This window comes from Streptomyces sp. UC4497 (assembly GCF_054871485.1).
The window spans coordinates 62,830-89,315 of sequence record NZ_JBTYHB010000026.1 but is presented as its reverse complement, the minus strand read 5'-3'; the positions used below and the strand labels follow the sequence as shown (position 1 = coordinate 89,315).

At 70.4% G+C, this 26,486-nt stretch carries 21 protein-coding genes and 1 pseudogene; 16 read left to right on the top strand and 6 right to left on the bottom strand.

The features are described 5' to 3' along the window. Window positions 1-40: 40 nt before the first annotated feature. Window positions 41-1,549 (bottom strand): LCP family protein, encoded by a 1,509-nt coding sequence (locus ACYSUO_RS29505; protein WP_461779280.1) that lies wholly within the window; start codon window positions 1,547-1,549, stop codon window positions 41-43. 120 nt (window positions 1,550-1,669) lie between these two features. Between ACYSUO_RS29505 and tatA the strand changes: the two are divergent. The 5 genes and pseudogenes from tatA to ACYSUO_RS29480 form a co-directional block, all read left to right on the top strand. Then, a pseudogene (gene tatA / locus ACYSUO_RS29500) lies at window positions 1,670-1,831 on the top strand (Sec-independent protein translocase subunit TatA); the annotation flags it as partial. Window positions 1,832-1,914: 83 nt separating this feature from the next. Beyond that, window positions 1,915-2,490 (top strand): TerD family protein, encoded by a 576-nt coding sequence (locus ACYSUO_RS29495; RefSeq protein ID WP_267068449.1) that lies wholly within the window; start codon window positions 1,915-1,917, stop codon window positions 2,488-2,490. Between the two features lie 94 nt (window positions 2,491-2,584). Continuing rightward, window positions 2,585-3,166 (top strand): TerD family protein, encoded by a 582-nt coding sequence (locus ACYSUO_RS29490; protein ID WP_461779279.1) that lies wholly within the window; start codon window positions 2,585-2,587, stop codon window positions 3,164-3,166. Continuing rightward, window positions 3,163-4,224: an acyltransferase family protein gene (locus ACYSUO_RS29485; RefSeq protein WP_461779278.1), complete on the top strand. Its 1,062-nt coding sequence runs from the start codon at window positions 3,163-3,165 to the stop codon at window positions 4,222-4,224. Before ACYSUO_RS29490 ends, ACYSUO_RS29485 begins: the two co-directional genes overlap by 4 nt. A 20-nt stretch (window positions 4,225-4,244) precedes the next feature. Next, entirely contained in the window at window positions 4,245-4,955 is a 711-nt protein-coding gene (locus ACYSUO_RS29480) for an endonuclease V (protein ID WP_461779277.1), read from the top strand. On the opposite strand, the gene ACYSUO_RS29475 is transcribed toward ACYSUO_RS29480, so the two are convergent. Both ACYSUO_RS29475 and ACYSUO_RS29470 read right to left on the bottom strand, forming a co-directional pair. After that, window positions 4,927-6,108, bottom strand: a complete 1,182-nt coding sequence (locus ACYSUO_RS29475; protein WP_461779276.1) for a saccharopine dehydrogenase family protein — start codon at window positions 6,106-6,108, stop codon at window positions 4,927-4,929. The genes ACYSUO_RS29480 and ACYSUO_RS29475 overlap by 29 nt on opposite strands. 105 nt (window positions 6,109-6,213) lie before the next feature. Next, on the bottom strand, window positions 6,214-6,963 hold the full coding sequence (locus ACYSUO_RS29470) for a hypothetical protein (protein ID WP_461779275.1): 750 nt from the start codon (window positions 6,961-6,963) through the stop codon (window positions 6,214-6,216). A gap of 246 nt (window positions 6,964-7,209) precedes the next feature. Here ACYSUO_RS29470 and ACYSUO_RS29465 point away from each other — a divergent pair, with 246 nt between their 5' ends. The 4 genes from ACYSUO_RS29465 to ACYSUO_RS29450 all read left to right on the top strand — a co-directional run bounded on the left by ACYSUO_RS29465 (window position 7,210) and on the right by ACYSUO_RS29450 (window position 13,049). Further along, window positions 7,210-8,367 carry a CaiB/BaiF CoA transferase family protein gene (locus ACYSUO_RS29465; RefSeq protein WP_461779274.1) on the top strand — a complete coding sequence of 386 codons (1,158 nt, stop codon included), beginning with the start codon at window positions 7,210-7,212 and terminating at the stop codon, window positions 8,365-8,367. Window positions 8,368-8,375: 8 nt separating this feature from the next. Next, window positions 8,376-9,518 (top strand): acyl-CoA dehydrogenase family protein, encoded by a 1,143-nt coding sequence (locus tag ACYSUO_RS29460; protein WP_461779273.1) that lies wholly within the window; start codon window positions 8,376-8,378, stop codon window positions 9,516-9,518. A gap of 61 nt (window positions 9,519-9,579) precedes the next feature. Then, the gene (locus ACYSUO_RS29455; protein ID WP_461779272.1) at window positions 9,580-10,800 is read left to right on the top strand and encodes an acetyl-CoA C-acetyltransferase; all 1,221 of its coding nucleotides are present in this window, start codon (window positions 9,580-9,582) and stop codon (window positions 10,798-10,800) included. A 65-nt stretch (window positions 10,801-10,865) separates the two neighbouring features. After that, entirely contained in the window at window positions 10,866-13,049 is a 2,184-nt protein-coding gene (locus tag ACYSUO_RS29450) for a 3-hydroxyacyl-CoA dehydrogenase NAD-binding domain-containing protein (protein WP_461779271.1), read from the top strand. A 16-nt stretch (window positions 13,050-13,065) separates the two neighbouring features. On the opposite strand, the gene ACYSUO_RS29445 is transcribed toward ACYSUO_RS29450, so the two are convergent. Continuing rightward, entirely contained in the window at window positions 13,066-13,776 is a 711-nt protein-coding gene (locus tag ACYSUO_RS29445; protein ID WP_461779270.1) for a MerR family transcriptional regulator, read from the bottom strand. A 318-nt stretch (window positions 13,777-14,094) separates the two neighbouring features. Between ACYSUO_RS29445 and ACYSUO_RS29440 the strand changes: the two genes are divergently transcribed. The 3 genes from ACYSUO_RS29440 to ACYSUO_RS29430 all read left to right on the top strand — a co-directional run bounded on the left by ACYSUO_RS29440 (window position 14,095) and on the right by ACYSUO_RS29430 (window position 16,897). Next, window positions 14,095-15,567 carry an amino acid permease gene (locus tag ACYSUO_RS29440; RefSeq protein WP_461779269.1) on the top strand — a complete coding sequence of 491 codons (1,473 nt, stop codon included), beginning with the start codon at window positions 14,095-14,097 and terminating at the stop codon, window positions 15,565-15,567. Between the two features lie 81 nt (window positions 15,568-15,648). Further along, window positions 15,649-15,948, top strand: coding sequence for a hypothetical protein (locus tag ACYSUO_RS29435; protein ID WP_461779268.1), 300 nt, complete (start codon window positions 15,649-15,651; stop codon window positions 15,946-15,948). A 61-nt stretch (window positions 15,949-16,009) separates the two neighbouring features. Beyond that, complete coding sequence (locus tag ACYSUO_RS29430; protein WP_461779267.1) at window positions 16,010-16,897, top strand: oxygenase MpaB family protein; 888 nt, start codon at window positions 16,010-16,012, stop codon at window positions 16,895-16,897. 50 nt (window positions 16,898-16,947) lie between these two features. Here ACYSUO_RS29430 and ACYSUO_RS29425 read toward each other — a convergent pair whose 3' ends face one another. Continuing rightward, window positions 16,948-18,423, bottom strand: a complete 1,476-nt coding sequence (locus ACYSUO_RS29425) for a M1 family metallopeptidase (protein ID WP_461779266.1) — start codon at window positions 18,421-18,423, stop codon at window positions 16,948-16,950. A gap of 227 nt (window positions 18,424-18,650) precedes the next feature. Here ACYSUO_RS29425 and ACYSUO_RS29420 point away from each other — a divergent pair, with 227 nt between their 5' ends. The 3 genes from ACYSUO_RS29420 (at window position 18,651) to ACYSUO_RS29410 (ending at window position 23,677) form a co-directional block, all read left to right on the top strand. Further along, entirely contained in the window at window positions 18,651-20,636 is a 1,986-nt protein-coding gene (locus tag ACYSUO_RS29420) for a Xaa-Pro dipeptidyl-peptidase (RefSeq protein ID WP_461779265.1), read from the top strand. Beyond that, window positions 20,633-21,922, top strand: coding sequence for a M14 family metallopeptidase (locus tag ACYSUO_RS29415; protein ID WP_461779264.1), 1,290 nt, complete (start codon window positions 20,633-20,635; stop codon window positions 21,920-21,922). Before ACYSUO_RS29420 ends, ACYSUO_RS29415 begins: the two co-directional genes overlap by 4 nt. Window positions 21,923-22,048: 126 nt before the next feature. Further along, the gene (locus ACYSUO_RS29410) at window positions 22,049-23,677 is read left to right on the top strand and encodes a BCCT family transporter (RefSeq protein ID WP_461779308.1); all 1,629 of its coding nucleotides are present in this window, start codon (window positions 22,049-22,051) and stop codon (window positions 23,675-23,677) included. 75 nt (window positions 23,678-23,752) lie between these two features. Here ACYSUO_RS29410 and ACYSUO_RS29405 read toward each other — a convergent pair whose 3' ends face one another. Next, the gene (locus ACYSUO_RS29405) at window positions 23,753-24,697 is read right to left on the bottom strand and encodes an NAD(P)/FAD-dependent oxidoreductase (RefSeq protein WP_461779263.1); all 945 of its coding nucleotides are present in this window, start codon (window positions 24,695-24,697) and stop codon (window positions 23,753-23,755) included. Between the two features lie 269 nt (window positions 24,698-24,966). Between ACYSUO_RS29405 and ACYSUO_RS29400 the strand changes: the two genes are divergently transcribed. Further along, window positions 24,967-26,013 (top strand): oxidoreductase, encoded by a 1,047-nt coding sequence (locus tag ACYSUO_RS29400; protein ID WP_461779262.1) that lies wholly within the window; start codon window positions 24,967-24,969, stop codon window positions 26,011-26,013. The last annotated feature ends 473 nt before the right edge of the window (window positions 26,014-26,486 follow it).

Here is a 26,486-nt window from a genome sequence, read left to right as displayed (position 1 = left end):
CTCAGTCGGACCCGTCACCCGTAGGCCACAGCCCGGCCCGTCACCCGTACGACAGGTGCGAGCAGATGTCCTGGTCGGCCGAGCGCGCGGTGTCGGCCACGCCGGACGGCACCGTCGTCGGGGTCGGCGTCGGCGAGGCCGCGCTGCCCGGCCGGTAGTCCGCGCCGAGGACCACGCCGATGCCGGGCGCCGTGCCCGCGGTCAGTTCGGCGTCGGGGAAGAGCCGGGCGACGGCGGAGGCGTGGGCCTTCTCGCCGGGGCCGTAGGTGATGGTCGTGGTGGACCGGGCCCGGTCGGCGGCGTTGCCCGTCGCGGGCACGGTGAAGCCGTGGCCGGTGAGCGCCGCGGCGGCGTCGGCGGCGAGGCCGGGGGTGGCGGTGCCGTTGTAGACGCTGACGGAGACGCCCTCGCCTGAGATCTCCCTGGAGTCGCCCTGGCCGGAGATCTCCCCGGAGTCGCCCTTACCGGAGTCGGTGGCGCTCGCGCCGGGGGAGGCCCCGGCCTTGGCGCGGCCCTTCTTCCCGCTCGCGTCCTTGCCGTCGAGCGTGCGGTCCTCCTTGAGCGCCGCCCACAGCGCGTCGGCGTCCGGGTGCACGACGGCGACGCGATCACCCTCGTACTTCCAGGGGATGGTGACGAACTTGGTGTTGTGCAGGTCGACGTTCTTCAGGGACATCGCGAACGCGAGGAGCTTGTCCGCGGACCCGAGGCCGGGGTCGACGGTCATCGACTTCGTGGCGGCGTCGGCGAGCGGCAGCAGCTTGGTCGGGGTGAAGCCGTCGGACTTGATCTTCTTGATGAGGCTGGAGACGAAGGACTGCTGGCGCTGGATGCGGCCGATGTCGGAGCCGTCGCCGATGCCGTGCCGGATGCGGACGTAGTCGAGCGCCCGCTGCCCGGAGACGGTCTGCTCGCCCTTCTTGAAGAGGCGCTTGCCCTGCGTGGGCCGGTTCGGGTTGAGGTCGTTCTGATAGACGTCGTTCGGCAGGCACACCTTCACCCCGCCGACGACGTCGGTGAGCTGCGAGAAGCCCTTGAAGTCGACGACGACGGTGTGGTCCACGCGCAGCCCCGTGAGCTGCTCGACGGTGTTCTGGGTGCAGGCCGGGTTGCCCTCGGCGGTCTGGCCCGTCGTATAGGCCGCGTTGAACATCACGTCGGTGCGGGTGTCGCTCCATGTACCGTCGGGCAGCTTGCACGGCGGGATCGTGACCAGGGTGTCGCGGGGGACGGAGACGCCGACGGCGTGCCGGTGGTCGGCGTAGACGTGCAGCAGGAACGCGGTGTCCGAGCGGCCGATGTCGTGTCTGTCGCCGCCGCCGAGATCGCTGTTGCCGCCGGTGCGCGCGTCGGTGCCGATCACCAGCACGTTCTCGCCCTTGGAGGTGTCGGCGGGGCGGTTCCTGGACAGGCCGTCCGAGCCGAACGTGTCGATGTTGCCGTTGAGCTTCAGGTACAGCCACCCGGCGCCGCCGGTGATCAGGACGAGCATCGCAAGGCCCGTCACGAGTGTGATCCGCAGTCGGCCGCGCTTACGCCGTCGCCCCATACCCATGCCCTTGCTGTCGGTCCACCCATTGGTTGTACAGTTGCGCAATGTAGCAAGCGCGGCTGTGGGGGTGGCACGTCCACCCCGGCCGCGGTCCGACCACGGCAAGAGGTGGACGCCATGTTCCGCAACGCACTGGAGCCCTGGCACCTGTTGGTCCTGGGCGTCGTGATCATCGTGCTCTTCGGGTCCAAGAAGCTGCCGGACACCGCACGCTCCCTGGGCAAGTCTTTGCGCATTCTCAAGAGCGAGACGAAGGCCATGAAGGAGAGCGACGAGACCGCGGCACCGCTCTGAGCGGACGCTTTCGGGCAGGCCGCTTTAAGTATTGCGCAAGTGTTGGAAATGATGTGGAGGTAGCAGCTGTGGGAGTTTCCCTGGGCAAGGGCGGCAATGTCTCGCTCAGCAAGGAGGCGCCGGGCCTGACCGCGGTGACGGTCGGCCTGGGCTGGGACGTGCGCACGACGACGGGCACCGATTACGACCTCGACGCGAGCGCCCTGCTGTGCGACGCGTCCGGGAAGGTGCTCTCGGACAAGCACTTCGTCTTCTACAACAACCTCACCAGCCCGGACGGCTCCGTCGAGCACACCGGCGACAACCTCACCGGTGAGGGCGAGGGCGACGACGAGAGCATCAAGGTGAATCTCGCCGGGGTGCCCGCCGAGATCGACAAGGTGGTCTTTCCCGTGTCGATCCACGACGCCGAGCCGCGCGGCCAGAGCTTCGGCCAGGTCCGCAACGCGTTCATCCGCGTCGTGAACCAGGCGGGCGGCGCCGAGATCGCCCGTTACGACCTCTCCGAGGACGCCTCCACCGAGACCGCGATGGTCTTCGGCGAGCTGTACCGGCACGGGGCGGAGTGGAAGTTCCGCGCCGTGGGCCAGGGCTACGCCTCGGGCCTCGCCGGCATCGCGCAGGACTTCGGCGTCAACGTCTGAGGCACGCGCCGTTCCGGCGCCGCCCGCCCCGCTCCAGCGGGTGGGCGGCGCCCGTACGAACCCGACCGACCGGCCGACCAGAAAGCACCGCAGCATGTCCGTGAACCTGGCCAAGGGCCAGCAGATCAGCCTCAGCAAGGACTCCGGCGACGCCCTGACCGTCGTACGGATGGGACTCGGCTGGCAGGCCGCGCCCCGAAAGGGCTTCCTCGCCAAGCTGACCGGCACCCGTGAGATCGACCTCGACGCCTCGGCCGTGCTCTTCGCCGGGCAGAGCCACGTCGACGTCGTCTTCTTCCGTCACCTCGTCAGCGAGGACGGCTCGGTGCGGCACAGCGGCGACAACCTCGTGGGCGGCACCGGGCAGGCCGACGACGAGTCCATCACCGTGGAACTCCCGCGCGTCCCGCGCGAGGTGGACCAGATCGTCTTCACCGTGAACTCGTTCACCGGGCAGACCTTCGCCGAGGTCGGCAGCGCGCACTGCCGCCTCGTCGACGAGACCACCGGTCAGGAGCTCGCCCGCTACACCCTCGCGGGCGGCGGCGGCCACACCGCGCAGATCATGGCCAAGGTCCAGCGCGAGGGCGCCGGCTGGAAGCTGAGAGCGATCGGGGAGCCGGCGGCGGGCCTGACCTTCCAGGACCTGATGCCCGCGATCACCCGCCACCTGTGAGCCTGACGACCGCCCCGGCCCGTACGGAGGTGAGGGCGGCCAAGGGCCGGGACGCGTTCCACGACAACGCCAAGTACCTGGCGATCGTGCTCGTCGCGATGGGACACGCATGGGAGCCGCTGCGCGACGACAGTCGCGCGGCTGCCGCGCTCTACACCACGGTCTACGCGTTCCACATGCCGGCGTTCATCGTGATCTCCGGCTACTTCTCGCGCTCCTTCGACGCGAGCCCCGGCCGGCTGAAGCGGCTGATCACGGGCGTCGCCGTGCCCTACGTCGTCTTCGAGGTCGCCTACACCTTCTTCAAGCGGACGGCGGGCGACGACCCGGGCTATCCGATCAGCCTGCTCGACCCCTGGTACCTGACCTGGTTCCTGATCGCGCTCTTCGTCTGGCGGCTGACCACGCCGCTGTGGAAGGTGATCCGGTGGCCGCTGCCGGTGGCGCTCGCCATCGCGGCGCTCGCCTCCGTCTCGCCCAGCATCGGCGACGACCTGGACCTGCAACGCGTCCTGCAGTTCCTGCCGTTCTTCGTGCTCGGCCTGTGCCTGAAGCCGGAGCACTTCCAGCTGGTGCGCCGCAAGGAGACGCGGATCCTCGCGGTGCCGGTCTTCGCGGCGGCCCTCCTGTTCGCGTACTGGGCGGTGCCGCGGATGAACGCGGCCTGGTTCTACCGCCGCGACAGCGCCCAGGAGTTGGGCGCTCCCGGCTGGACCGGAGTGGCCATGACGCTGGCCATGTTCGGCTGCTCGGCCATCCTCGTCGCGTGCTTCTTCGCGTGGGTGCCGGGGCGCATGCTCTGGTTCACGGCGCTCGGTGCGGGGACGCTCTACGGCTATCTGCTGCACGGCTTCCTCGCCAAGGGCTCCCGCTTCTGGGACTGGTACGAGGTCGACTGGGTGCACACCCCGTGGGGCGAGATCGTGGTGACACTCATCGCGGCGACCGTGATCACCGCGCTGTGCACACCACCGGTGCAGCGGACGTTCCGGTTCGTGATGGAGCCGAGGATGGAGTGGGCGTTCAAGCGGGAAGCGGTGGTGCCGAAGGCCCGTTGAGCCTGTTCTAGGCTCGGGCCATGGCGACGATCACGGGGGTTCCCGACGGCTGGCCGGCGGACGAGGGCGCGGCGCGCGGCATGCAGGACGCGCTGCGCGACCGCGTCGTACGCGACGAGGTCGGGCCGCCGCCCGGCGCCGGGGCGGTCACCGGGATCGACGTCGCGTACGACGACGGGCGGGGCGTCGTCGCCGCGGCCGCCGTCGTCCTGGACGGGGCGACGCTCGACGTGGTCGAGGAGGCGACGGCCGTCGGGGAGGTCGCCTTCCCTTACGTTCCCGGGCTGTTGGCGTTCCGCGAGATCCCGGCGGTCGTGGGCGCGCTGGAGGCGCTGACCGTCGACCCCGGGCTCGTGGTCTGCGACGGCTACGGGCTCGCGCACCCGCGCCGCTTCGGGCTCGCGAGCCACCTGGGGGTGCTCACCGGGCTGCCCACCATGGGCGTCGCGAAGAACCCGTTCGTCTTCTCCCACGGCGAGTTGGGCGAGGAGCGGGGGAGCGCGGCGGCGCTGCTCGACGGCGACGAGGAGGTCGGCCGCGCGCTGCGCACCCAGGACGGCGTGAAACCGGTGTACGTGTCCGTGGGTCACCGGGTCTCGCTCGACAACGCGTGCGCGCACGCGTTGTCGCTCACGCCGAAGTACCGCGTCCCGGAGACGACCCGCCGGGCCGACCGCCTGTGCCGGGACGCGCTGGCCGAGGTCAGCGTTCGGCCGCGACCCGGAACGTGATCCCGGCCTTCGTCAGCCGCTCGATGAGGGCGTCGCCCATCGCCTCCGCGGTGGTCACCTGCCCCGCGGTGTCCGGGAGTTCGTCGCGTACGAGGCAGATCGCGGACTCGGCGAGCATCTTCGCGGTCTCCGCGTAACCGGGGTCGCCGCCGGACACCTCCGTGTAGACGCGGCGCCCGCCGCCCTCGCCCACGAACCGCACCGAGAACCAGCTCTTGGCCCGGCGCGCCTCGTCGGGACCGTCCCCCGGCTTAAGCCGTCCGCTCAACCACCGCCGCACCGGCGGCACTTGGGCCGCAGCGAACAGGGTGCTCATGCCGACCACGCCGCCCACCGCGAACGGCAGCGTCTTCACGGCCGCGTAGTGCCGGTAGCGGAAGTCGGGGCCGTAGCGCTTGAGGGCCCGCGCCGAGCGCTGCACCACCTGCGGGTCGATCGTCGGCAGCGGCAGGGCCCACGCGCCGATCTCCTTGGCGTAGTGCGGGGTGCCGGTCGGCGCGTACGCCGTGCGGTCGATCGGGCGGGGCTCGTGGCGGCGCCGGTCCGCTTGCGCGGCGAGCATCTGCCGGGCCCGTGAGAACTGGTTCAGGGCGGACGCGAACGTGCCGCCGGAGAGCGTCGCGTTCGACCGCACGAAGCCGTCGACGCGCAGCGGCACGCCCTCCGGCAGCTGCTTGACCGTGTAGTACGCGCCCAGGTCGTGCGGGATGGAGTCGAACCCGCAGGCGTGCACGATGCGGGCGCCGGTGTCGCGCGCGAGGGCGTCGTGGCGGACGTACATGAGGTCCACGAACTCCGGCTCGCCCGTGAGGTCCACGTAGTCGGTGCCCGCGCTCGCGCACGCGGCGACGAGCCCCTCGCCGTACTCCAGGTACGGGCCCACGGTCGTCGCCACCACCCGTGTGTTGACGGCCAGTTCGCGCACCGACGCCCGCTCGGCGACGTCCACGCGCACCAGCGGGAGCACCGCGCACTCCGGGTTGATCTCGGTCAGCCGTTCGCGCAGCCGCTCCAGCTTCGTGGTGTCACGCCCGGCGATCGCCCACCGCAGTCCCTCGGGCGCGTTGGCCGCGAGGTACTCGGCGGTGAGCACCCCCACGAACCCCGTCGCCCCGAACAGCACCACGTCGTACGTCCTGCTTGACTCGTTCATGCCACCCATCACCTGCGTCGCGTGCCGTTGTCGGTGGCCGAGGCTAGCGTGGACGGTGCGGCGAGGTCGGTGGGGGCCCCATGTTGCCGGGGCGACGGGGCCGGGTCAGGCGCGTTGGGCCGCGCCGGCGAGCTGCTTCAGGTCGACGGTCTCGTCGGACGAGGGCTCCTGCGGGCGCACGGCCTTGCCGTAGTCGCTGAAGGTGGCGCTGTTCGGGTTCTGGCCGCCGGTCGACGTGGTGCGCAGGATGTACGGCTTGCCCTCGGCGGCGACGTAGAGCGACAGCGTCTCGCCCCCGGAGGTCTTCTTCGTGAGCCGGACCGCCTTCGTGCCGTCGACGCTCGTCGTCCCGCTCTTCTTCATCCCCTGGCGCTCGGACTTGTCCTCGTCCATCGACGCGACAAGGCCCTGCTTGTCGCACAGGCCCTGGGTCATCGCGTCGTCGGCCGGGGTCTTCACCCACTTGTCCTTGAGCTTCGGCACCATCTTCGTGGCCCCGGGCTGCTCCTTCAGCGTCGCCTGCCAGTACTTCTCGTCGCCCCGTAAGTAGAGCGTGCCGTCGAGATGGCGCACGTCGGCCGTCGTCCCGGCCATCTTGACGGTGCCTTCGCAGTTCTTGCGCTGGTCCACGGTGAGGTCGACGGTGAGCTGTCCGCCGGCCTTCTGCTGCGTGGTGCCCTTGACGTGCATCGATTCGGCCTGCCGTGTGGCCTTCACCGCGTCGGCCGCTATCCGGTCCGCGCTCTTGCCGGCGAAGGGTTCGTCCGACGACTCCTTGTCCCCTCCGCAGCCCAGGAGTCCCAGAGCCGTGATTCCGGTGACCAGTGTCAGTGCCATCATTCGCCTGCTGTGCACTGTTTTGTCTCCCTCCACAGATCGGACAACTTCCGTCAGAAGTCACCGAATACCCCCTTCGTTCGGGTGGTCACCGGAAGGGAGGTCGCCACTTGTGCCGCCCGGGGCGGAACGGCCGGTACCGGGCGCCCGCGCGTGGCGGAAATTGGCTAAGCGCTTGCTTGCCGGGGGCTTGTGCTGAGCGGGACGGGTTCATAGCATCAATGGTGTTACATCAGTTGTGTCACAAGCTGGGGGCGTGGCGGGATGGCAGTGGCAGGAACGGAAAGCGGCGCCCGGCGGGGCGGCCCGCTCGCCGGAGTGCGCGTGGTGGAGCTGGCCGGGATCGGCCCCGGCCCCTTCGCCGCGATGCTCCTCGCCGACCTCGGGGCCGACGTCGTACGCGTCGACCGGCCCGGCGGGCAGGCGCTCGGGGTTCCCCCGGAGTACGACGTCACGAACCGCAACAAGCGTTCCGTGGTCGTCGATCTGAAGGCCGAGGACGGCGCCGAGCGGGTGCTGCAACTCGCCGCGCGCGCCGACGTGTTGATCGAGGGATACCGGCCGGGAGTCGCCGAGCGGCTCGGCGTCGGGCCCGAGGACTGCCGCGCCCGCAACCCGAAGCTGGTCTACGGCCGGATGACCGGCTGGGGCCAGGAGGGCCCGCTCGCCCAGCGCGCGGGCCACGACATCGGCTACATCGCGCTGACCGGCGCCCTCGGCCTGACCGGCGACCCCGACCGGCCGCCGGTGGCCCCCGCGAACCTGCTCGGCGACTACGCGGGCGGCTCGCTCTACCTGGTCGTCGGCGTCCTCGCCGCCCTGCACCACGCCCGCGACACCGGCACGGGACAGGTCGTCGACGCCGCGATCGTCGACGGCACCGCGCACCTCAGCACGATGATCCACGGCATGCTCGCCGCTGGCGGCTGGCAGGACCGGCGCGCCGCCAACCTCCTCGACGGCGGCGCCCCGTTCTACGGCACGTACGAGACCGCCGACGGCAAGTACATGGCGGTCGGCGCCCTGGAGCAGCAGTTCTACGCCGAGTTCGCCGAGCTGCTCGGCCTCGGCGAGGTGGCCGCGGCCCGGGGCGACCTGGGGCGCTGGGACGAGCTGCGCGCCGCCGTCGCCGCCCGCTTCAAGGAACGTACGCGGGACGAATGGGCGGCCGTCTTCGAGGGCTCGGACGCCTGCGTGGCACCCGTGCTCTCCCTCGGCGAGGCCCCGCACCACCCGCACCTCGCCGCCCGCGGCACCTTCGTCGACCACGGCGGCCTCACCCAGCCGGCGCCCGCGCCCCGCTTCTCCGACACCCCCACCAGCGTCCACTCGGGCCCCGCCCAGCCCGGCGCCGACACCACCGACGTCGCCCGCGACTGGGACGTACCGGCCCTGAACGAGCCCACCACGAAAGGCAGTTGATCGCGAGCATGGAACGACGCCTGTTCAGCGCCGAGCACGAGGCGTTCCGCGAGACCGTGCGCACCTTCCTCGCCAAGGAGGTGACGCCGCACTACGAGCAGTGGGAGAAGGACGGCGTCGTCTCGCGCGAGGCCTGGCTCGCCGCCGGACGCCAGGGCCTGCTCGGGCTCGCCGTGCCCGAGGAGTTCGGGGGCGGCGGCAACGCCGACTTCCGCTACCCCGCCGTGCTCGCCGAGGAGTTCACGCGCGCGGGCGCCTCCGGCCTCGCCGTCGGCCTGCACAACGACATCATCGGCCCGTACCTGACCTCGCTCGCCACCGAGGAGCAGAAGCGGCGCTGGCTGCCCGGCTTCTGCGAGGGCTCGATCATCAGCGCCATCGCCATGACCGAGCCCGGCGCCGGATCCGACCTCCAGGGCATCCGCACCACCGCCGAGGACAAGGGCGACCACTGGCTGCTCAACGGCTCGAAGACCTTCATCTCCAACGGGATCCTCGCCGACCTGGTGATCGTCGTCGCCAAGACGACGCCCGAGGGCGGCGCGCACGGTCTTTCCCTGCTCGTCGTCGAGCGCGGCATGGAGGGCTTCGAGCGCGGCCGCAACCTCGACAAGATCGGCCAGAAGGCCCAGGACACCGCCGAGCTGTTCTTCAACGACGTCCGCGTCCCGAAGGAGAACCTGCTCGGCGAGCTCAACGGCGCGTTCATCCACCTGATGACGAACCTCGCGCAGGAGCGCATGGGCATCGCCGTCGCCGCGATCGCCGCCGCCGAGCACCTCCTGGAGATCACCACCCAGTACGTGAAGGAGCGCGAGGCCTTCGGGCGCCCGCTCTCCACGAAGCAGCACATCCGCTTCGAGATCGCGGAGATGGCCACCGAGTGCGCCGTCACCCGCACGTTCCTCGACCGCTGCATCGAGGACCACTCGGACGGGCAGCTCGACGCCGTGCACGCCTCCATGGCGAAGTGGTGGGCGACCGAACTGCAGAAGCGGGTCGCCGACCGCTGCCTCCAACTGCACGGCGGATACGGGTACATGACCGAGTACCCCGTCGCGAAGGCGTTCACCGACGGACGCATCCAGACCATCTACGGCGGCACGACCGAGATCATGAAGGAGATCATCGGACGCTCGCTGCTGGCCTGACCTGGCCTGACCGACCCCTCTTCGTCACCCCTGTACGGCCCCTCTTCGAAAGGCACCTCCCGTGACCACAGACGCGTACGTATACGACGCGATCCGCACCCCGCGCGGCCGCGGCAAGGCCAACGGCTCCCTGCACGGCACCAAGCCGATCGACCTCGTCGTCGGCCTGATCCACGAGCTGCGGACCCGCTTCCCCGACCTCGACCCGGCCGCCATCGACGACATCGTGCTCGGCGTCGTAGGCCCTATCGGCGACCAGGGCTCCGACATCGCGCGCATCGCCGCCATCGCGGCCGGACTGCCCGACACGGTGGCCGGCGTGCAGGAGAACCGCTTCTGTGCCTCGGGCCTGGAGGCCGTCAACCTGGCGGCGATGAAGGTCCGTTCGGGCTGGGAGGATCTCGTCCTCGCGGGCGGCGTCGAGTCGATGTCGCGCGTGCCGATGGGCTCGGACGGCGGCGCCTGGGCGATGGACCCGATGACCTCCTACGAGACCGGGTTCGTGCCGCAGGGCATCGGCGCCGACCTCATCGCCACCATCGAGGGCTTCTCGCGGCGCGACGTCGACGAGTACGCCGCCATGTCGCAGGAGCGAGCGGCCGCCGCCGTGAAGGACGGCCGGTTCTCGCGCTCGATCGTGCCGGTCAAGGACCGCAGCGGGCTCACCGTGCTCGACCACGACGAGCACCTGCGTCCGGGCACGACGGCCGATTCGCTCGGCAAGCTGAAGCCCTCGTTCAAGGACATCGGCGACCTGGGCGGCTTCGACGCGGTGGCGCTGCAGAAGTACCACTGGGTCGAGCAGATCGACCACGTGCACCACGCGGGCAACTCCTCCGGCATCGTCGACGGCGCCTCGCTCGTCGCCATCGGCTCCCGTGAGGTCGGCGAGCGCTACGACCTCACGCCGCGCGCCCGCATCGTCTCCGTCGCGGTCTCCGGCTCCGAGCCGACCATCATGCTCACGGGCCCCGCGCCCGCGTCGCGCAAGGCGCTCGCCAAGGCGGGCCTGACCATCGACGACATCGACCTCGTCGAGATCAACGAGGCGTTCGCGGCGGTCGTGCTGCGCTTCGTGAAGGACATGGGCCTGTCCCTGGACAAGGTCAACGTCAACGGCGGCGCCATCGCCCTCGGTCACCCGCTGGGCGCGACCGGCGCGATGATCCTCGGCACCCTCGTCGACGAACTTGAGCGCCAGGACAAGCGGTACGGCCTGGCCACGCTGTGCGTGGGCGGCGGCATGGGCATCGCCACGATCGTGGAGCGCGTCTCCGCGTAGTCGCCCAGCAGGGCGCCCCACCCCAACAGCCAACCGCCGCACCAGACTTCACGGAGACGAAAGCCATGACGCAGAGCACGACCATCCGCTGGGAACAGGACGACACCGGCGTCGTCACGCTCGTCCTGGACGACCCCAACCAGTCCGCGAACACCATGAACCAGGCGTTCAAGGACTCCATCGCCGCGATCGCCGACCGCGCCGAGGCCGAGCTGGCCGCGAACCCCGACTCGATCCGCGGGTTCATCTACACCTCCGCCAAGAAGACCTTCTTCGCGGGCGGTGACCTCAAGGACATGATGAAGGCAGGACCGGAGGACGCCCAGTCCGTCTTCGAGACCGGCCTCGGCATCAAGAACTCGCTGCGCCGCATCGAGACCCTCGGCAAGCCCGTCGTCGCGGCCATCAACGGCGCGGCCCTGGGCGGCGGTTACGAGATCGCGCTCGCCAGCCACCACCGCGTCGCCCTCGACGCGCCGGGCTCGAAGATCGGCCTCCCCGAGGTCACGCTCGGCCTGCTCCCCGCGGGCGGCGGCGTCACCCGCACCGTCCGCCTCATGGGCATCGCCGACGCGCTCCTCAAGGTGCTGCTCCAGGGCACCCAGTACGCTCCGCAGCGCGCCCTGGAGAACGGCCTGATCCACGAAGTGGCCGCCACCCGCGAGGAGATGATCGAGAAGGCCCGTGCCTTCATCGACGCCAACCCGGAGTCGCAGCAGCCCTGGGACAAGCCCGGCTACCGCATTCCCGGCGGCACCCCGGCCAGCCCCAAGCTCGCCGCGAACCTGCCCGCCTTCCCGGCCAACCTGAAGAAGCAGCTGAACGGCGCCCCGTACCCCGCGCCCCGAAACATTCTCGCGGCGGCCGTCGAGGGCTCGCAGGTCGACTTCGAGAACGCCCTCGCGATCGAGGCCCGCTACTTCACCGAGCTGGTCACCGGGCAGACCGCGAAGAACATGATCCAGGCGTTCTTCTTCGACCTCCAGGCCGTGAACTCGGGCGCCAACCGCCCCAAGGGCATCGAGCCCCGCAAGGTCAACAAGGTCGCCGTCCTCGGCGCCGGCATGATGGGCGCGGGCATCGCCTACTCCTGCGCCCGCGCAGGCATCGAGGTGGTCCTGAAGGACGTATCGGACGAGGCCGCCGCCAAGGGCAAGGCGTACTCCGAGAAGCTGTGCGCCAAGGCCGTCAAGCGCGGCCGCACCACCCAGGAGAAGGCGGACGCGCTGCTCGCCCGCATCACCACGGCCTCCGACCCGCAGGCCGTGGCCGGCTGCGACGCCGTCATCGAGGCCGTCTTCGAGGACCCGTCGCTCAAGCACAAGGTGTTCCAGGAGATCCAGGACATCGTCGCCCCCGACGCCCTGCTCTGCTCCAACACCTCGACGCTGCCCATCACCGCCCTCGCCGAGGGTGTCGAGCGGCAGGCCGACTTCATCGGTCTGCACTTCTTCTCGCCCGTCGACAAGATGCCGCTCGTCGAGATCATCAAGGGCGGTGCCACCGGCGACGAGGCCCTCGCCCGCGCCTTCGACCTCGTACGGCAGATCAACAAGACGCCCATCGTGGTCAACGACTCGCGCGGCTTCTTCACCTCGCGCGTCATCGGGCACTTCATCAACGAGGGCGTCGCGATGGTCGGCGAGGGCGTCGAGCCCGCGTCGGTCGAGCAGGCGGCGGGCCAGGCCGGCTACCCGGCCAAGGTGCTCTCCCTCATGGACGAGCTGACCCTCACCCTGCCCCGCAAGATCCGTGAGGAGACGAAGGCCGCGATCGTCGGGGCCGGCGGCACCTGGGAGGAGCACCCGGCCGAGAGCGTCATCGACCGGATGGTCGACGAGTTCGGGCGGCCGGGCCGCAGCGGGGGAGCGGGCTTCTACGAGTACGGCGAGGACGGCAAGCGCGCCGGTCTGTGGCCGGGGCTGCGCGAGCACTTCACGAAGCCGGGCACCGAGATCCCGTTCGAGGACATGAAGGAGCGGATGCTCTTCTCGGAGTCCCTCGACACGGTGCGCCTGATCGAGGAGGGCGTCCTCACGTCCGTCGCCGACGCCAACATCGGCTCCATCTTCGGCATCGGCTTCCCCGGCTGGACCGGCGGCGTGCTCCAGTACATCAACGGCTACGAGGGCGGCCTGCCCGGATTCGTAGCCCGCTCGCGCGAACTGGCCGAGCGCTACGGCGACCGGTTCCTGCCGCCCGCGCTGCTCGTGGAGAAGGCCGAGAAGGGCGAGACGTTCAAGGACTGACGCCGGGACCCGGTGTCTACGGGAGGCGGTCCGTCGTACGGAACGCCTCCCGCAGCTCCTCCTTCAGTGAGCGCTGGAACGCCGTCAACAGCGCCTGAACGACCAGCGGTTGCATATGGGCCGACAGCGACTTCACGTCCTGCTCGGCCCTCTGCGACACCTCGGAGCTGAAGAGGCGGGCCAGCTCCTGCGCCGCGCCCCGCGAGTGCTCCACCAGCACCTCGCGCGAGGCCAGGATCGCGTCCAACGACAGCGGTACGTCGAGGAGTTGGACGCCGAGCCGCAGCTGCCCCGTGTCGCAGCGGAACGTGTCCTCGCCCTCCTGCGTGAGCACGTCCATCGTCGCGAGCCGCTCCACATCCGATGCGGTGAGGGCCCGCCCCGCCCGCCGCTCGAGCTCGTCGCGCGACAGCGTCTCGACGGTGTCCGGGGCCCAGCTCGCCACCACCGCGCGGTGGATCGCCAGATCCTGTGCGCTCAGGTCGGCCGGCAGCTGCTCCAGATAGCGCTCGATCGCGGCCAGCGTCATGCCCTGGTGCTGGAGCTCCTCGATCAGCGCGAGCCGTGCGACGTGGTCGGGCCCATAGTGCCCTACCCGGCGCGGTCCGATCACCGGCGGCGGCAGCAGGCCCCGCGTGCTGTAGAAGCGGATGGTGCGGACCGTGACGCCGGCGTGGGCCGCGAGCTCGTCGACGGTCAGCGTGGGGGCCTCAGTGTCCGTCGTCATCTTCGCCTCTCGCCGCGATCCGGGTACAACAGTATTGCTGACACACCGATGTTGTGAAACCCAAGGGGAGAGGAAAGAGGGGCGGTCGACGCCCCAAAGAGGAGTGATCGACGCTCTATACGCCTCCTCCGGTTCCACGTCCAGAGGCATCCCGTCATGTGAGAAGCGCCGCTATGTGATCTCCGCCACCGCGTGGGGGCGATCTTTGGGGGAAGGTGCCCCTCGGTCCGCACGCCGTCAGGGGCGATGCGGACCGAAGCACGTTCCGGACCCCGGCGGCCCCCACGCCGCCGGGCACCACAGAGTGGACACCCCCTCGTGAGCAAGGACGCCCTCAACACGGCCACGGACGCATCCCGCACAGATGCCTCCCAGGCGCCCGCCGACGCGGGCGACGCCGGCTACAGCAAGGCCCTCAAGAGCCGCCACATCAACATGATCGCCATCGGCGGCGCGATCGGCACCGGACTCTTCCTCGGTGCCGGAGGCAGGCTTCACGACGCGGGCCCCGCCCTCGTCTTCGCGTATCTGATCTGCGGGATCTTCGCGTACTTCGTGGTGCGCGCCCTCGGTGAAATGGTCGTCTACCGGCCCTCTTCCGGTTCCTTCGTGTCGTACGCGCGCGAGTTCCTCGGCGAGAAGGGCGCCTACGTCGCCGGCTGGATGTACTTCCTGAACTGGTCGATGACGGGCATCGCCGACATCACCGCCGTGGCCCTCTACACGCAGTACTGGAGCGCCTTCACGAGCATCCCGCAGTGGGTGCTCGCACTGATCGCGCTCGCGGTCGTGCTGTCCGTGAACCTCGTCTCCGTGAAGTACTTCGGCGAGATGGAGTTCTGGTTCTCGATCATCAAGGTGGCCACCCTGGTGGCCTTCCTCTTCGTGGGCATCTTCCTGGTGGCCACGCAGCACCCGGTCGACGGCCACACCCCGGGCCTGCACATGATCACGGACAACGGCGGCTGGATGCCCAGCGGCACCATGGCCGTGGTCCTCGTGATGCAAGGTGTCGTCTTCGCGTACGCGGCCCTCGAACTGGTCGGCGTCGCGGCGGGCGAGACCGCCGAGCCGCAGAAGGTCGTCCCGCGCGCGGTGAACTCGATCATGTGGCGCGTCGGCCTGTTCTACTGCGGCTCGGTGCTGCTGCTCGCGCTGCTGCTGCCGTCCACGTCGTACACCTCGGGCGAGAGCCCGTTCGTGACGCTGTTCTCGAAGCTGGGCGTCGGCGGCGTCGGCGACATCATGAACCTGGTCGTGCTGACCGCGGCCATGTCCTCGCTGAACTCCGGCCTCTACTCCACGGGCCGCATCCTGCGCTCCATGGCCATGTCGGGCTCCGCCCCGAAGTTCACCGCCAAGATGAACAGGAGCCAGGTCCCCTTCGGCGGCATCCTGCTCACCGCGGGCGTCGGCGTGCTGGGCGTCGGCCTGAACTACCTGCTGCCCGCCGAGGCGTTCGAGATCGTCATCGAGGTTTCCTCGATCGGCATCATCGGCACCTGGGTCATGATCATGATCGCCCACCTGGCCTTCGTCCGCCGGGCCAAGCAGGGCCTGGTCGAGCGCCCGAAGTTCCGGCTGCCGTTCTCCCCGGTCACGGAGATCGTCACGATCGTCTTCCTGCTCTCCGTGCTCGTCCTCATGTGGAACGACGAGGAGACCGGCCGCAAGACGCTCATGCTGATCCCGGTCGTCGGGGTGCTGCTCTTCATCGGCTGGTTCCGGGTGCGGCGCAACGTCGACCGCATAGCGTCGGACGAGCTGACGAAGGTGGCCGACGGCAACTGAGCCCGCACACCTGCCTTCCTTCACGGGGCCCCGACGCACTCGGTGCGTTGGGGCCCCGTGCCATGCGGGTAGGACACAGGCATGTCGCTGGTTCCGTGGGACGTACAAGTCAAGATCGGGCAGCTGGCCGCATTCTTCGCGGCCCTGGCGACGGCGTTGATCACCTCCGCCCGCAGGCGCCGCCCGCCCACCGAACCGAACCCGCCGGAACCGCCCCCGTCCCCGGCCCCGCTCCCGGCCCACGTCGTCCCCTGCCGCCCGGCCCCCGCCACGGAGGCCGTCACGGACCTGTGCACCTGCGTCTCGGAGCTTGCCTCCGACCTGGCGAAGCGCTACGCGGACGACGGCCGCCGGCCACCGGGTCCGGACGCGCATACTTGATCACAGGCCCGTAGAACACAGATCCGCAGGCTCCGGACGCACCACGAGGAGCAGCACCCCCATGAAGCAGCACGACCCGGACCCGCCACCGCCCCCGCCCGGCGGCATCCTCTGGGAGACGGCAGGGGACATCCGCGCCCTGCTCGCACTGCCCGCCGCGTTCGTGCTCCAGGTCGCACACCCGGCCGTCGGCGCGGGCGTCGACGACCACTCGGTGTTCCGCACCGACCCCTGGGGCCGCGGCGAGCGCTCGCTGACCTCGGTGATGCTCTGGGTGTACGGGGGAGAGTCGGCAGCCGAAGAAGGTCGAAGGCTCCGCCGCCTCCACCGCACCATCCAGGGCACCGACCCGCACGGCCGCCGCTACCACGCCCTCACCCCGGCCCACTACGCCTGGGTGCACGCCACCGGCTTCCCCGTCTCCCGCTACGCGCGCCGCTACTTCGCCACGCCGTTCACGCCGGAGGAGGACGAGCGGTTCTACGCGGAGTGGCTGATGGTCGGCCGCATCCTCGGCATCCACGACCGGGACATGCCGCAGACGGTCGAGGAGTTCTGGCCGTACTACCGCAAGATGCTCGCGCAGGAGATCGAGCGGAACCCGGTGGTGGACGAACTGACGGCCCGCTCCCGCCCCCTCCCACCCCCACCGGGCCACCACCCGCTCCTCACCCTCCTGTGGCCGCTGCTGCGCCCCGTCCTGACCCGCACCATGAGCTTCCTCTCGACGGGCCTGCTTCCCCCGGAGGCGAGAGAGGCCATCGGCCTGCCCTGGACGCCCAGGCAGGAACGCCGCCTACGCCACGTCGCGGCACTGGTGCGACTGGTGGCCCCCCGCCTCCCGGAACGCTTCCGCTACCTGCCGATGGCGAGACGGGCAAGGGCGAGCCAATCGAACGGTGCCGACGCATCAAGCGGTGCCGGCAATTCAAGCCCCTGCGGCGATTGAGCAGCGGGGTCCGGGGCAGAGCCCCGATCTTTTAAGCCCCGCCGCGGCGATCAATGCCCGCCGTGCACCCCATTCGTGGCAGCAATCCGCTTCCACGACTTGGGCTGCACTGGCCCAGCGACCGCCCGCGCAGCCGGCGCGGCGGGCCTGGACGGCTCGTACAACCACGTGTCGAACAGCGACCCCAACCGCTCCCCAGACACCTTCTCCGCATACGCCTCAAAGTCGGAGACACTCGCGTTGCTGTACGCGTACTGCTTCGGCCACCCCTTCAAAATCGCGAAGAAGTCCTTCTCGCCAACGGCATTCCGCAACGCCTGAATCGCCAACGCCCCCCGGTCGTAAACGGCCGCGTCGAACTGGTTCTCCGCCCCCGGATCCCCCGGCTTGACCGTCCAGAACGCGTCGTCCGCCGGATGCTGCGCGTACGTGTAGTCGGCGAGCTCCTGGGCCGTGCCCTCGCCCTCCTTCTCCGACCACAGCCACTGCGCGTACCGGGCGAACCCTTCGTTGATCCAGATGTCCTTCCACCCACGCACCGAGACGCTGTCGCCGTACCACTGATGTGCCAACTCATGAACAACCACGGACACATTGGCCCCATTGGCGAACTGCTTCGGCGAATAGAACGGCCGCGTCTGCGTTTCAAGCGCAAAGCTCGACGGCACGTTCGGCACATACCCGCCCAGCGCCTCGAACGGATACTTCCCGTAGACCGACTCCAGCCACTCGGCGACCTCGGTCGTCCGCTCCACGCTCGCCTTCGCCGCGCCCTCGTTCGCGCCGAGGTCCTTGCTGTACGCGTTGACGACGGGCAGCCCGTCCTCGGTCTTGTCCGTCGTGATGTCGAACTTGCCCACCGCCAGGGTGGACAGATAGGTGGCCTGCGGATGGGCCGACCGCCAGTTGAACCGTGTCCACCCGAGCTTCGAACTCTGCGACTGCAACGTCCCGTTGGAGATCGCCTGCGTGCCGTCCGGCACCGCGACCGACACGTCGTACGTGGCCTTGTCGAGCGGATGGTCGTTGGAGGGGAACCACCAGGCCGCCGCCTCCGGCTCGTTGGCGGCGACGCCGCCGTCCGGGGTGCGCTGCCACGAGGTGAAGCCCCAGAGCTTCACGTCGGACGGCTTGCCCGCGTACTTGACCACGACGGTGAAGGGCGTGCCCTTCGGCAGCCCGGCCGCCGGGGTGACCTCCAGCTCCTGCTCGTCGGACTTCGCGAACTTCGCCTTCTTGCCGTTCACCCGGACCTCGCTCGCCGTGAGCCCGAAGTCGAGGTTGAAGCGCGACAGGTCCTGCGTGGAGGAGGCGAGGATCGTCGCCGTGCCCTCCAACCGGTCCGTCTTCGGCTGGTACTTGAGGCGCAGGTCGTAATGGGAGACGTCGTAGCCGCCGTTCCCGTACGTCGGGTAGTAGGGATCACCGATGCCCGACGCCCCCGGCCGGAAGTCCGCGGCCGATGCCGGGATCGCCAGCAGCAGAGAGGCCGCGAGTGCGCCGGGGGCGATGAGTCTGCGGTACACGGAAACTCCAAGTCGTAGGGGGCGTCAGGCGGGTGCCGGCCCCGCACGGATCACGTCCGTGGCCGACACAACGACCTTATTCAGCACCCCGTGCCCCGGTCATGTCCATGGCCGCACCAGCCACACGATCGTCATCTGGCCGACATGTGCCTTTGCACCCCACGGACCTGTCTTCCACGCCTACGGCCCTCTGTCGCAAGGCAGTTCACCCGTGTAACTTCCGCGCCATGCCGATACCTGCCAGACGCAGCCATCGCCACCCGCGCCGCTGGAGAACCCTCGCGGCCGCGGTCACCGTCGCCCTGCTGTCCGCCCTCCTCGGGGCAGGCGCCACCGCGTCGGCCGCCCCTGCTGGGCCGACCGAGTCCAAGCCCGTGTACTCCTACGCCGACGCCGTCCGCGAGTCCGTCTGGGTCGACACCCGGCTCGACGGGGACGACAACGGGAAGACCGACCGGGTCGCCGTCGACATCGTCCGCCCGCGCGAACCCGCCGCCCAGGGCCGCAAGATCCCCGTGATCATGGATGCCAGCCCGTACTACTCCTGCTGCGGGCGCGGCAACGAGAGCCAGAAGAAGACGTACGACGCGGACGGAAACGTCGTACAGATGCCGCTCTTCTACGACAACTACTTCGTGCCCCGCGGCTACGCGTTCGTCGGCGTCGACCTGCTCGGCACCAACCGCTCCGACGGCTGCGTCGACGTCGGCGGGGCCTACGACATCGGCTCCGCGAAGGCCGTCGTCGACTGGCTGAACGGCCGCGCCAAGGGCTACACCACCCGCACCGGCGGCGAACGCGCCAAGGCGGACTGGACCAACGGCCGCACCGGCATGATCGGCAAGAGCTACGACGGCACCGTCGCCAACGGCGTCGCCGCGACCGGCGTCGAGGGCCTGGAGACCATCGTGCCGATCGGCGGGATCTCCTCCTGGTACGACTACTACTTCCAACAGGGCGCCCCGCTCTACGACTCGGGCCCCGAGTGGCTGTCCGACTACGTCGAGAGCCCGGACGCGAAGGCGCGCTGCGCCGCCGTACAGAAACGGCTGGTCGACGAAGCGCCCCGGACCGGCGACTGGACCGGCCTCTGGCAGGACCGCGACTACGTCAAGGACGCCGACAACGTGCGCGCCAGCGTCTTCGTCGTGCACGGCATGCAGGACCTGAACGTCCGCGCCAAGCACTTCGGCCAGTGGTGGGACGCCCTCGCCAAGAACGGCGTCGACCGCAAGATCTGGCTGGCGCAGACCGGCCACGTCGACCCCTTCGACTTCCGCCGCGGCGCCTGGGTCGACACCCTGCACCGCTGGTTCGACCACGAACTCCTCGGCTACGCCAACGGAATCGACCGTGAGCCGATGGCCGACATCGAGCGCGCCCCCGACCGCTGGACCACCGACAAGGTCTGGCCGCCGCGCGCCACCGAAACCGCCGCGCTGCGCACCGCCAAGGGCGACAAGGCCGGCGTCGGGACGCTGGGCCTGAAGACCGGCTCCGGCACCGAGACCTTCACCGACAACCCGGCGCTCGGCGAACTCGACTGGGCCGCGAAGATCCAGCAACCGACCGCCGAGAAGGCCGGGTTCCTCAGCCGCCCGCTGGCCAAGGACCTGCGCCTGTCCGGCTCCTCGAAGGTGACGGTCACCGCGACCCCGACGACGTCCAGCGCGCACCTGAGCGCCGTCCTCGTCGACGTCGGACCCGCCACGATCCGCGACTACGCGGGCGCAGGCGAGGGCATCACGACCGGCACCGACCGCAGCTGCTGGGGGCCGAGCACCACCGGCGACAGCTCCTGCTTCCTGACCACCGCGACCGCGACCACCGACGTCAACTCGACGGTTTTCAGTCGGGGTTGGGCCGACCTCGGCACTTCCACGAACCCGAAGCACGGCTCCGCGCTGACGCCCGGCAAGCCCTATACCCTCACGATCGACCTCGCCGCGAGCGACCACGTCGTACCGAAGGGACACCGGCTCGCCCTCATCGTGGCCGGCACCGACAAGGACCTGATCGACCCTCCGTCCACCAAGCCGACCCTCTCCCTCGACCTCGCCCGCACCGCGGCCCGCGTCCCCGTCGTCGGCGGCGCCCCGGCCTTCGCGGCCGCCACCTCCGGCTCCACCACCGCCACCCCCCAAAAGTCCGCGGCCGACGGCGTGAGCCCGTACCGTCTCGACCACCCCGTACCGGGAGGCAGCACCCGATGAGAGCACGTCCCCGCACCCTCGCCCTGGCCACCGCCGTCGTCGCGCTCGCCGCGCCCCTCGTGGTGGCGGCCCCGGCCGGCGCGAGCAGCACCGACGCCCCGCCCCGCACCGGCTTCGAGGAGACCGACGGCGCCCGCTGGACCACCCAGCCCGAGGAGAAGCAGCTCCTCGCCACCGTCGACCAGGCCTCCGACAAGGTCTCCGTCTCCCGGATCGGCGAGACGAAACAGGGCCGCCCGCTGAACCTCGTCCGGATCGGAGCCCACCGGGCGGCCAACACCGTGCTGCTGATCTGCTCCCAGCACGGCGACGAGCCGTCGGGCCGCGAGGCCTGCCTGACGAAGATCCGCGACCTCGCCTACACCAAGGACAGGGCGACCCAGCGCTTCCTGTCCCGTACGACCCTGCTCGTCGTGCCCACCGCCAACCCCGACGGCAACGCCGCCGACACCCGCGGCAACTCCGACGGCATCGACATCAACCGCGACCACATCTCCCTCAAGACCGCGGAGGCGCGGGCGATGGCCGCCGTCATCCGCGACCGGCAGCCCGACGTCATCTACGACCTGCACGAGTACGGGGCCACGCCCAAGTACTACGACAAGGACCTGTTCGACCTCTGGCCGCGCAACCTCAACACCGACCCCGCCGTGCACGACCAGGCCGAGTCGCTGTCGCTCGACCACGTGCGGCCCGCCGCGGGCGACGCCGGGTACTCCACCGGCACGTACGGCATCTGGACCGACCCGGAGACCGGCGAGCCGATCAAGCAGACCGCGGGGGACGGGCAGGAGCGCATCCTGCGCAACGTCTCCGGCGTCAAGCACTCCGTCGGGCTGCTCATCGAGAGCCGTGTCGACCCCGGCACCCCCGCGGAGGAGGCCGACCCGGCGCTGGTCAACCAGCGGCGCCGCGACTCCCAACTCGCCGCGCTCGGCGGCCTGTTCACGTACGCGTCGCAGAACCGGGGCGCGATCGAGGTCGCCACCACGGCCGCCCGAGCCAAGGGCTTCACCGACCGGGGACCGATCTATGTCGGTGGTGCGGACAACGACCCCGCCGAGGCCTCGGAGGTCATCAAGGACCCGCCGTGCGGCTACCGGCTGAGCGAGACGCAATACGCCGAATTCAAAGACGAATTGGCGCTTCACGGCATCACCGTCAAGAAGTCGGGCAACGGGGCCTATGTCCCCCTGCGTCAGTCCGAACGGGCCCTGGTCGCCCTGCTCCTCGACGCGCGCGCGGCCTACCACTTGACGGAAGGGGAGCCCGACACACGCTGCTGATCGGGTTACAGGAGTGCCAGGTGTGGTAGGTCGTAGTGGGTGACAAGCCCTCAGAAACCCCCTAGCGATACGCCCGTCCCCGAGGAGGGAGCAACCGCCGCGCAGAGCCCCGCCACGGACCGGATCGTGTTCGGCGTCACCGCCGTGCTCACTCTGGCCTTCGTGGTCTGGGGCGCCGTGGCCACGGACAACCTCGAGAGCGTGTCCACCACGCTGCTCGGGGGCCTGATGCACAACGGCGGCTGGGCGTTCGTCCTTGCCGCGACCGGCTTCGTGGTCTTCGCCCTGTGGCTCGCCATGAGCCGCTACGGCAAGATCCCCCTCGGCAAGGAGGGCGAGGAGCCGGAGTTCCGCACGGTCTCCTGGATCGCGATGATGTTCAGCGCCGGCATGGGCATCGGGCTCATGTTCTACGGAGTGAGCGAGCCGCTCGCGCACTTCACGACGCCGCCGCCGGGCACCGACCCGGCCGACGACGCCGAGGCCATGGAGACCGCCATGGCCACCACGCTGTTCCACTGGACGCTGCACCCGTGGGCGATCTACGCGGTCGTCGGACTCGCCATCGCCTACAGCACGTTCCGACGACGCAGGCGGCAGACCATCTCGTCCGTCTTCGTGCCCCTCATCGGCGAGAAGCACGCGCACGGCACGTGGGGCCGCGTCATCGACATCCTCGCGATCTTCGCGACGCTGTTCGGCTCGGCCGCCTCCCTCGGACTCGGCGCCCTGCAGATCGGGGCCGGGTTCGAGGCGGCCGACTGGATGGACGACGTCAGCACCGGGCTGCTCGTCTCGATCATCGCGGTGCTGACCGTCGCGTTCGTCTTCTCCGCCATCTCCGGTGTGGAGAAGGGCGTCCAGTGGCTGTCGAACATCAACATGGTGCTCGCGCTGCTCCTGGTGGTCTTCGTGTTCATCGCAGGCCCGACGATCATGAACCTGGACCTGCTGCCGACCTCGCTGGGCGCGTACCTCGACAACTTCCCGCAGCTCATCGGGCGCACCGAGGCGTCCAGCGGTAAGGGCGTCGCCGACTGGCTCAGCAGCTGGACGGTCTTCTACTGGGCCTGGTGGATCTCCTGGTCGCCGTTCGTCGGCATGTTCATCGCGCGTATCAGTAAGGGCCGGACGATCCGTCAGTTCGTCGGCGGCGTCATCCTCGTGCCCTCGACCGTCAGCCTGATCTGGTTCGCGGTCTTCGGCGGTTCCGCGATCAACCTCAAGGAGCAGGGTGCCCTCAAGGGCGCCGACACCCCGGAGACCCAGCTCTTCGGCGTGCTTCAGGAGTACCCGATCGCCTCCGTGACGAGCCTGCTCGTGATGATCCTCGTCGGCATCTTCTTCGTGTCCGGCGCGGACGCCGCGTCGATCGTCATGGGCACCCTCTCGCAGAGGGGCGCGCTCGAACCCGGAAAGTTCGTCGTCGTCTTCTGGGGCGTCGTGACCGGTGCGGTCGGCGCGATCATGCTGATGATCGGCAACGGCTCCGGGGACGCGCTCACCGGCCTGCAGAACCTGACGATCCTCGTGGCGGCACCGTTCGTCCTCGTCATGATCGGCATGTGCTGGTCGCTCCTGAAGGACCTGCGCCAGGACCCGCTCATGGTCCGTGGCGAGATGGGCATCGAGGTCGTCGAGCAGGCGGTCGTCGCAGGACACGAGAAGTACGGCGGCGAGTTCGAGATCCGCATCGGCCCCGGCAGCAGCCTGGAGACCGAGGGCGACCCGATCGGCAAACACCACGACGACTGAGGACGTAGGTACGGGTGGGGGCGTGGTCCGATACGGGCCACGCCCCCACCCGTTTGCCCGTTCATCGGGCCTCGGCTATCCGGCCTCGACCAGCTCGGCCGCCTCCTCGGCGCAGCCCCACGCCACGGTCACCCCGGCGCCGCCGTGCCCGTAGTTGTGCACCAGCACCCGCTCGGCGCCCCTGGCCTCACGCTCGATGCGCACCGCAGGCCGTGCCGGGCGCAGGCCCACGCGGTGGTCGAGGATCCGCGCGCCCGCGATCTCGGGGCGCACCTCGGCGCAGCGCTTCACGATCTCCTCGGCGGTGGCCGGGTCGGGATCGAGCGACCACGCGTCGTCCTCGGCGGTGCCGCCCAGCAGCAGGCGCCCCGGCTGCGGCAGGAAGTACGTCGTCCCGTCGGAGGCGGGGTCGACGGTGGTGAACCAGGTGTCGACGCCCGGATTCTCCACGATCACCAGCTGCCCGCGGACCGGGCGCACGGAGTCGTCGGGAACCAGCTCGCGGGCCGCTAGCCCGGTGCAGTTCACGACGGTCGGCGCGGCGTCGAGAGCCTCGTCGAGCGAGGCCACGGCGCGCGCCTCTACGGTGATGCCGGCCCGGCCCAACTGGTCTCGCAGCCACGCCAGATGGGCCGGCATGTCGATCAGCGGGAGGCGTGCCGCGAGCCCCTGTGGGGTGTCGTGCAGGCCCGCCACTTCTGCGGCCCACGCGCCGAGCCCGTCCAGACGGGAGTCCCCGTGCACGCCGTCGACCAGGCGCACGCCGGTCTCCTCGGGGCGCGCCGCCCACTCCTCGTACCGCCTGAGCGAGCGCAGCGACCACGCGCCCACCTTCGCTATCGGGTCGATCCGATACGGCCACCACAGGCCGCCCGCGACCGCCGAGGTCGTCCGCTCGGCGACGTCCCGCGACCACACCCGCACCGGGCGCCCGCGGCGCTCGATTTCCAGGGCGGTGGTCATGCCGATGACCCCGCCGCCGACCACGATCACTTCACTGCCATTGCTGTCACTGATCATCCATGGACGGTAGGGCCTTCCTGACGGATCAGGCTGGATGCGGGCGGCCGTGCATGTTCGGTTCCGGTGAGCGGGGTCTGGTGCGTGCAGCTGCAAGGCGGAGGAGGGCGTCAACGCGGAGCGTTGGCAACCGACGACAACGCAGCAGATGCGCGTGGCAGGGCCCGCGACTCCGGCAAGATCCGTCAGGAGGGCCCTACACGCTGACGGAAGCAGACGGAATGCGTCATGCCGCGCTCACGTCGGGCGCGGACGGGAATACTCACCTCATGGCTGCTGCTGCCGATGACTACGCGACCTTCGGCCTGGCGCCGGCGATGCGCGCCGGGGGAGTCCTCGCGGACGGGGACTACCAAGTGCACCGGGACTTCGTGGACTTCATCGTCGACGGCCGCCCGCTGCTCTTCCAGCTCTCCGACCTGGACGCGGTGTCCCCGCTCGCCGCCGACATCCCGCCCGCGATCTTCGCGCACCACGTGAAGCGCCTGCTCCTCGAGGCGGAGGCGCCCCTGCCCGGTGGACGCTGCGTGATCTACGGGTGCCCGGAGTGCGAGGGGATCGAGTGCGGGGCGGTGACGGCGCTGATCGAGCGGGACGGGGCGGTTGGTTCGGATTACGTGTGGCGGGACTTCGCCTGGCAGACGGACGAGCGGGTCGACCTGGAGCGGAACGGCTACCACGGCATCGGCCCGTTCCGCTTCCGCGCCACCGAGTACCGGACTGTGCTCGGCCAACTGCTGCACGGAGATGGCCTGTTCGTGCCACCGCGCCGCAAGGTGCTGCTGATCGGCGCCCGCGTCGCCGTCCTCGCCCGGCTCGCGGCGGCGCTGCGCACCATCGGCGTCGGCGCGGACATCACGCAGGACGCGTCCGGCGTCCCGCCCGAGGAGCTGCGTACGTACGGGGTGGTGGCCTTCGGCCGCGCGGTGGAGGAGCCCCAACGGGCGGCAATACGCAGGGAGTTCGAACGATCCGGAGCCGACGTCGCCTACGTCGACGGCTACGCGCCGATCATCCCGCTCCTCGTCGCCCAGATCGAAAGCGCCCTGGACCGCGTCCCGCCCGCGCAGCGCCGACTGACGCGGCTGGTCGCCGCCGACGGCGAGGCGGGCGTGGAGGTCACCTCCACGTGCCGTGTCCGCATCACGGCGTACCGCCTCGACCGCCTCTACCGCACCCACGCCCACGACGTCTTCGACGCGACCCTGCCCCCCGGCCGCCACCGCATCTCCCTCGACCCCCGGGCCACCAAACCCCAATCCTTCCTCGTGGCCCGCACGACGGGGAGCGTGTTGGTGGCGCGGATGGAGGGGTAGGGGGTGCGGGCGCGGTCCCCGCGGAGTTGAACGGTGCGGGGTGTGGCGGGTCGGCGCGGGCGTGAGCCGTGGCGGGTCGGCGCCGCGTGGTGAGGTCGACGTGGCCTGGCCACGTTCCCCGCCTATCTCCCACCCACCCGCCCCCTCCGGGGGCGTGGGCCTGACGGGGTGCCGCCCCCACGGGGCTGGGGACTCCGCCGCCGCGGCTCCCGACCCGTTGGGGTCGACGTCGCCCGCGGCTTGCGGTGCCTGCCGTCGGCGCGGGCTGGCGCCAGGTGGCGAGGTCGACGTGGCTTGGCCGCGTTCCTCCGCCCTTCTCCCGCCCTCCCGCCCCCTCCGGGGGCGTAGGCCCGACGGGGTGCCGCCCACGCCGTGGGCAATCCGCCGCCAGCACGGTTCCCCAATCGTTGCGGTCGACGCCGCCCCGCTTTGAGGGCCTGCCGCCGACGCCGCTCTCGCCCCGTCGTGGTCGA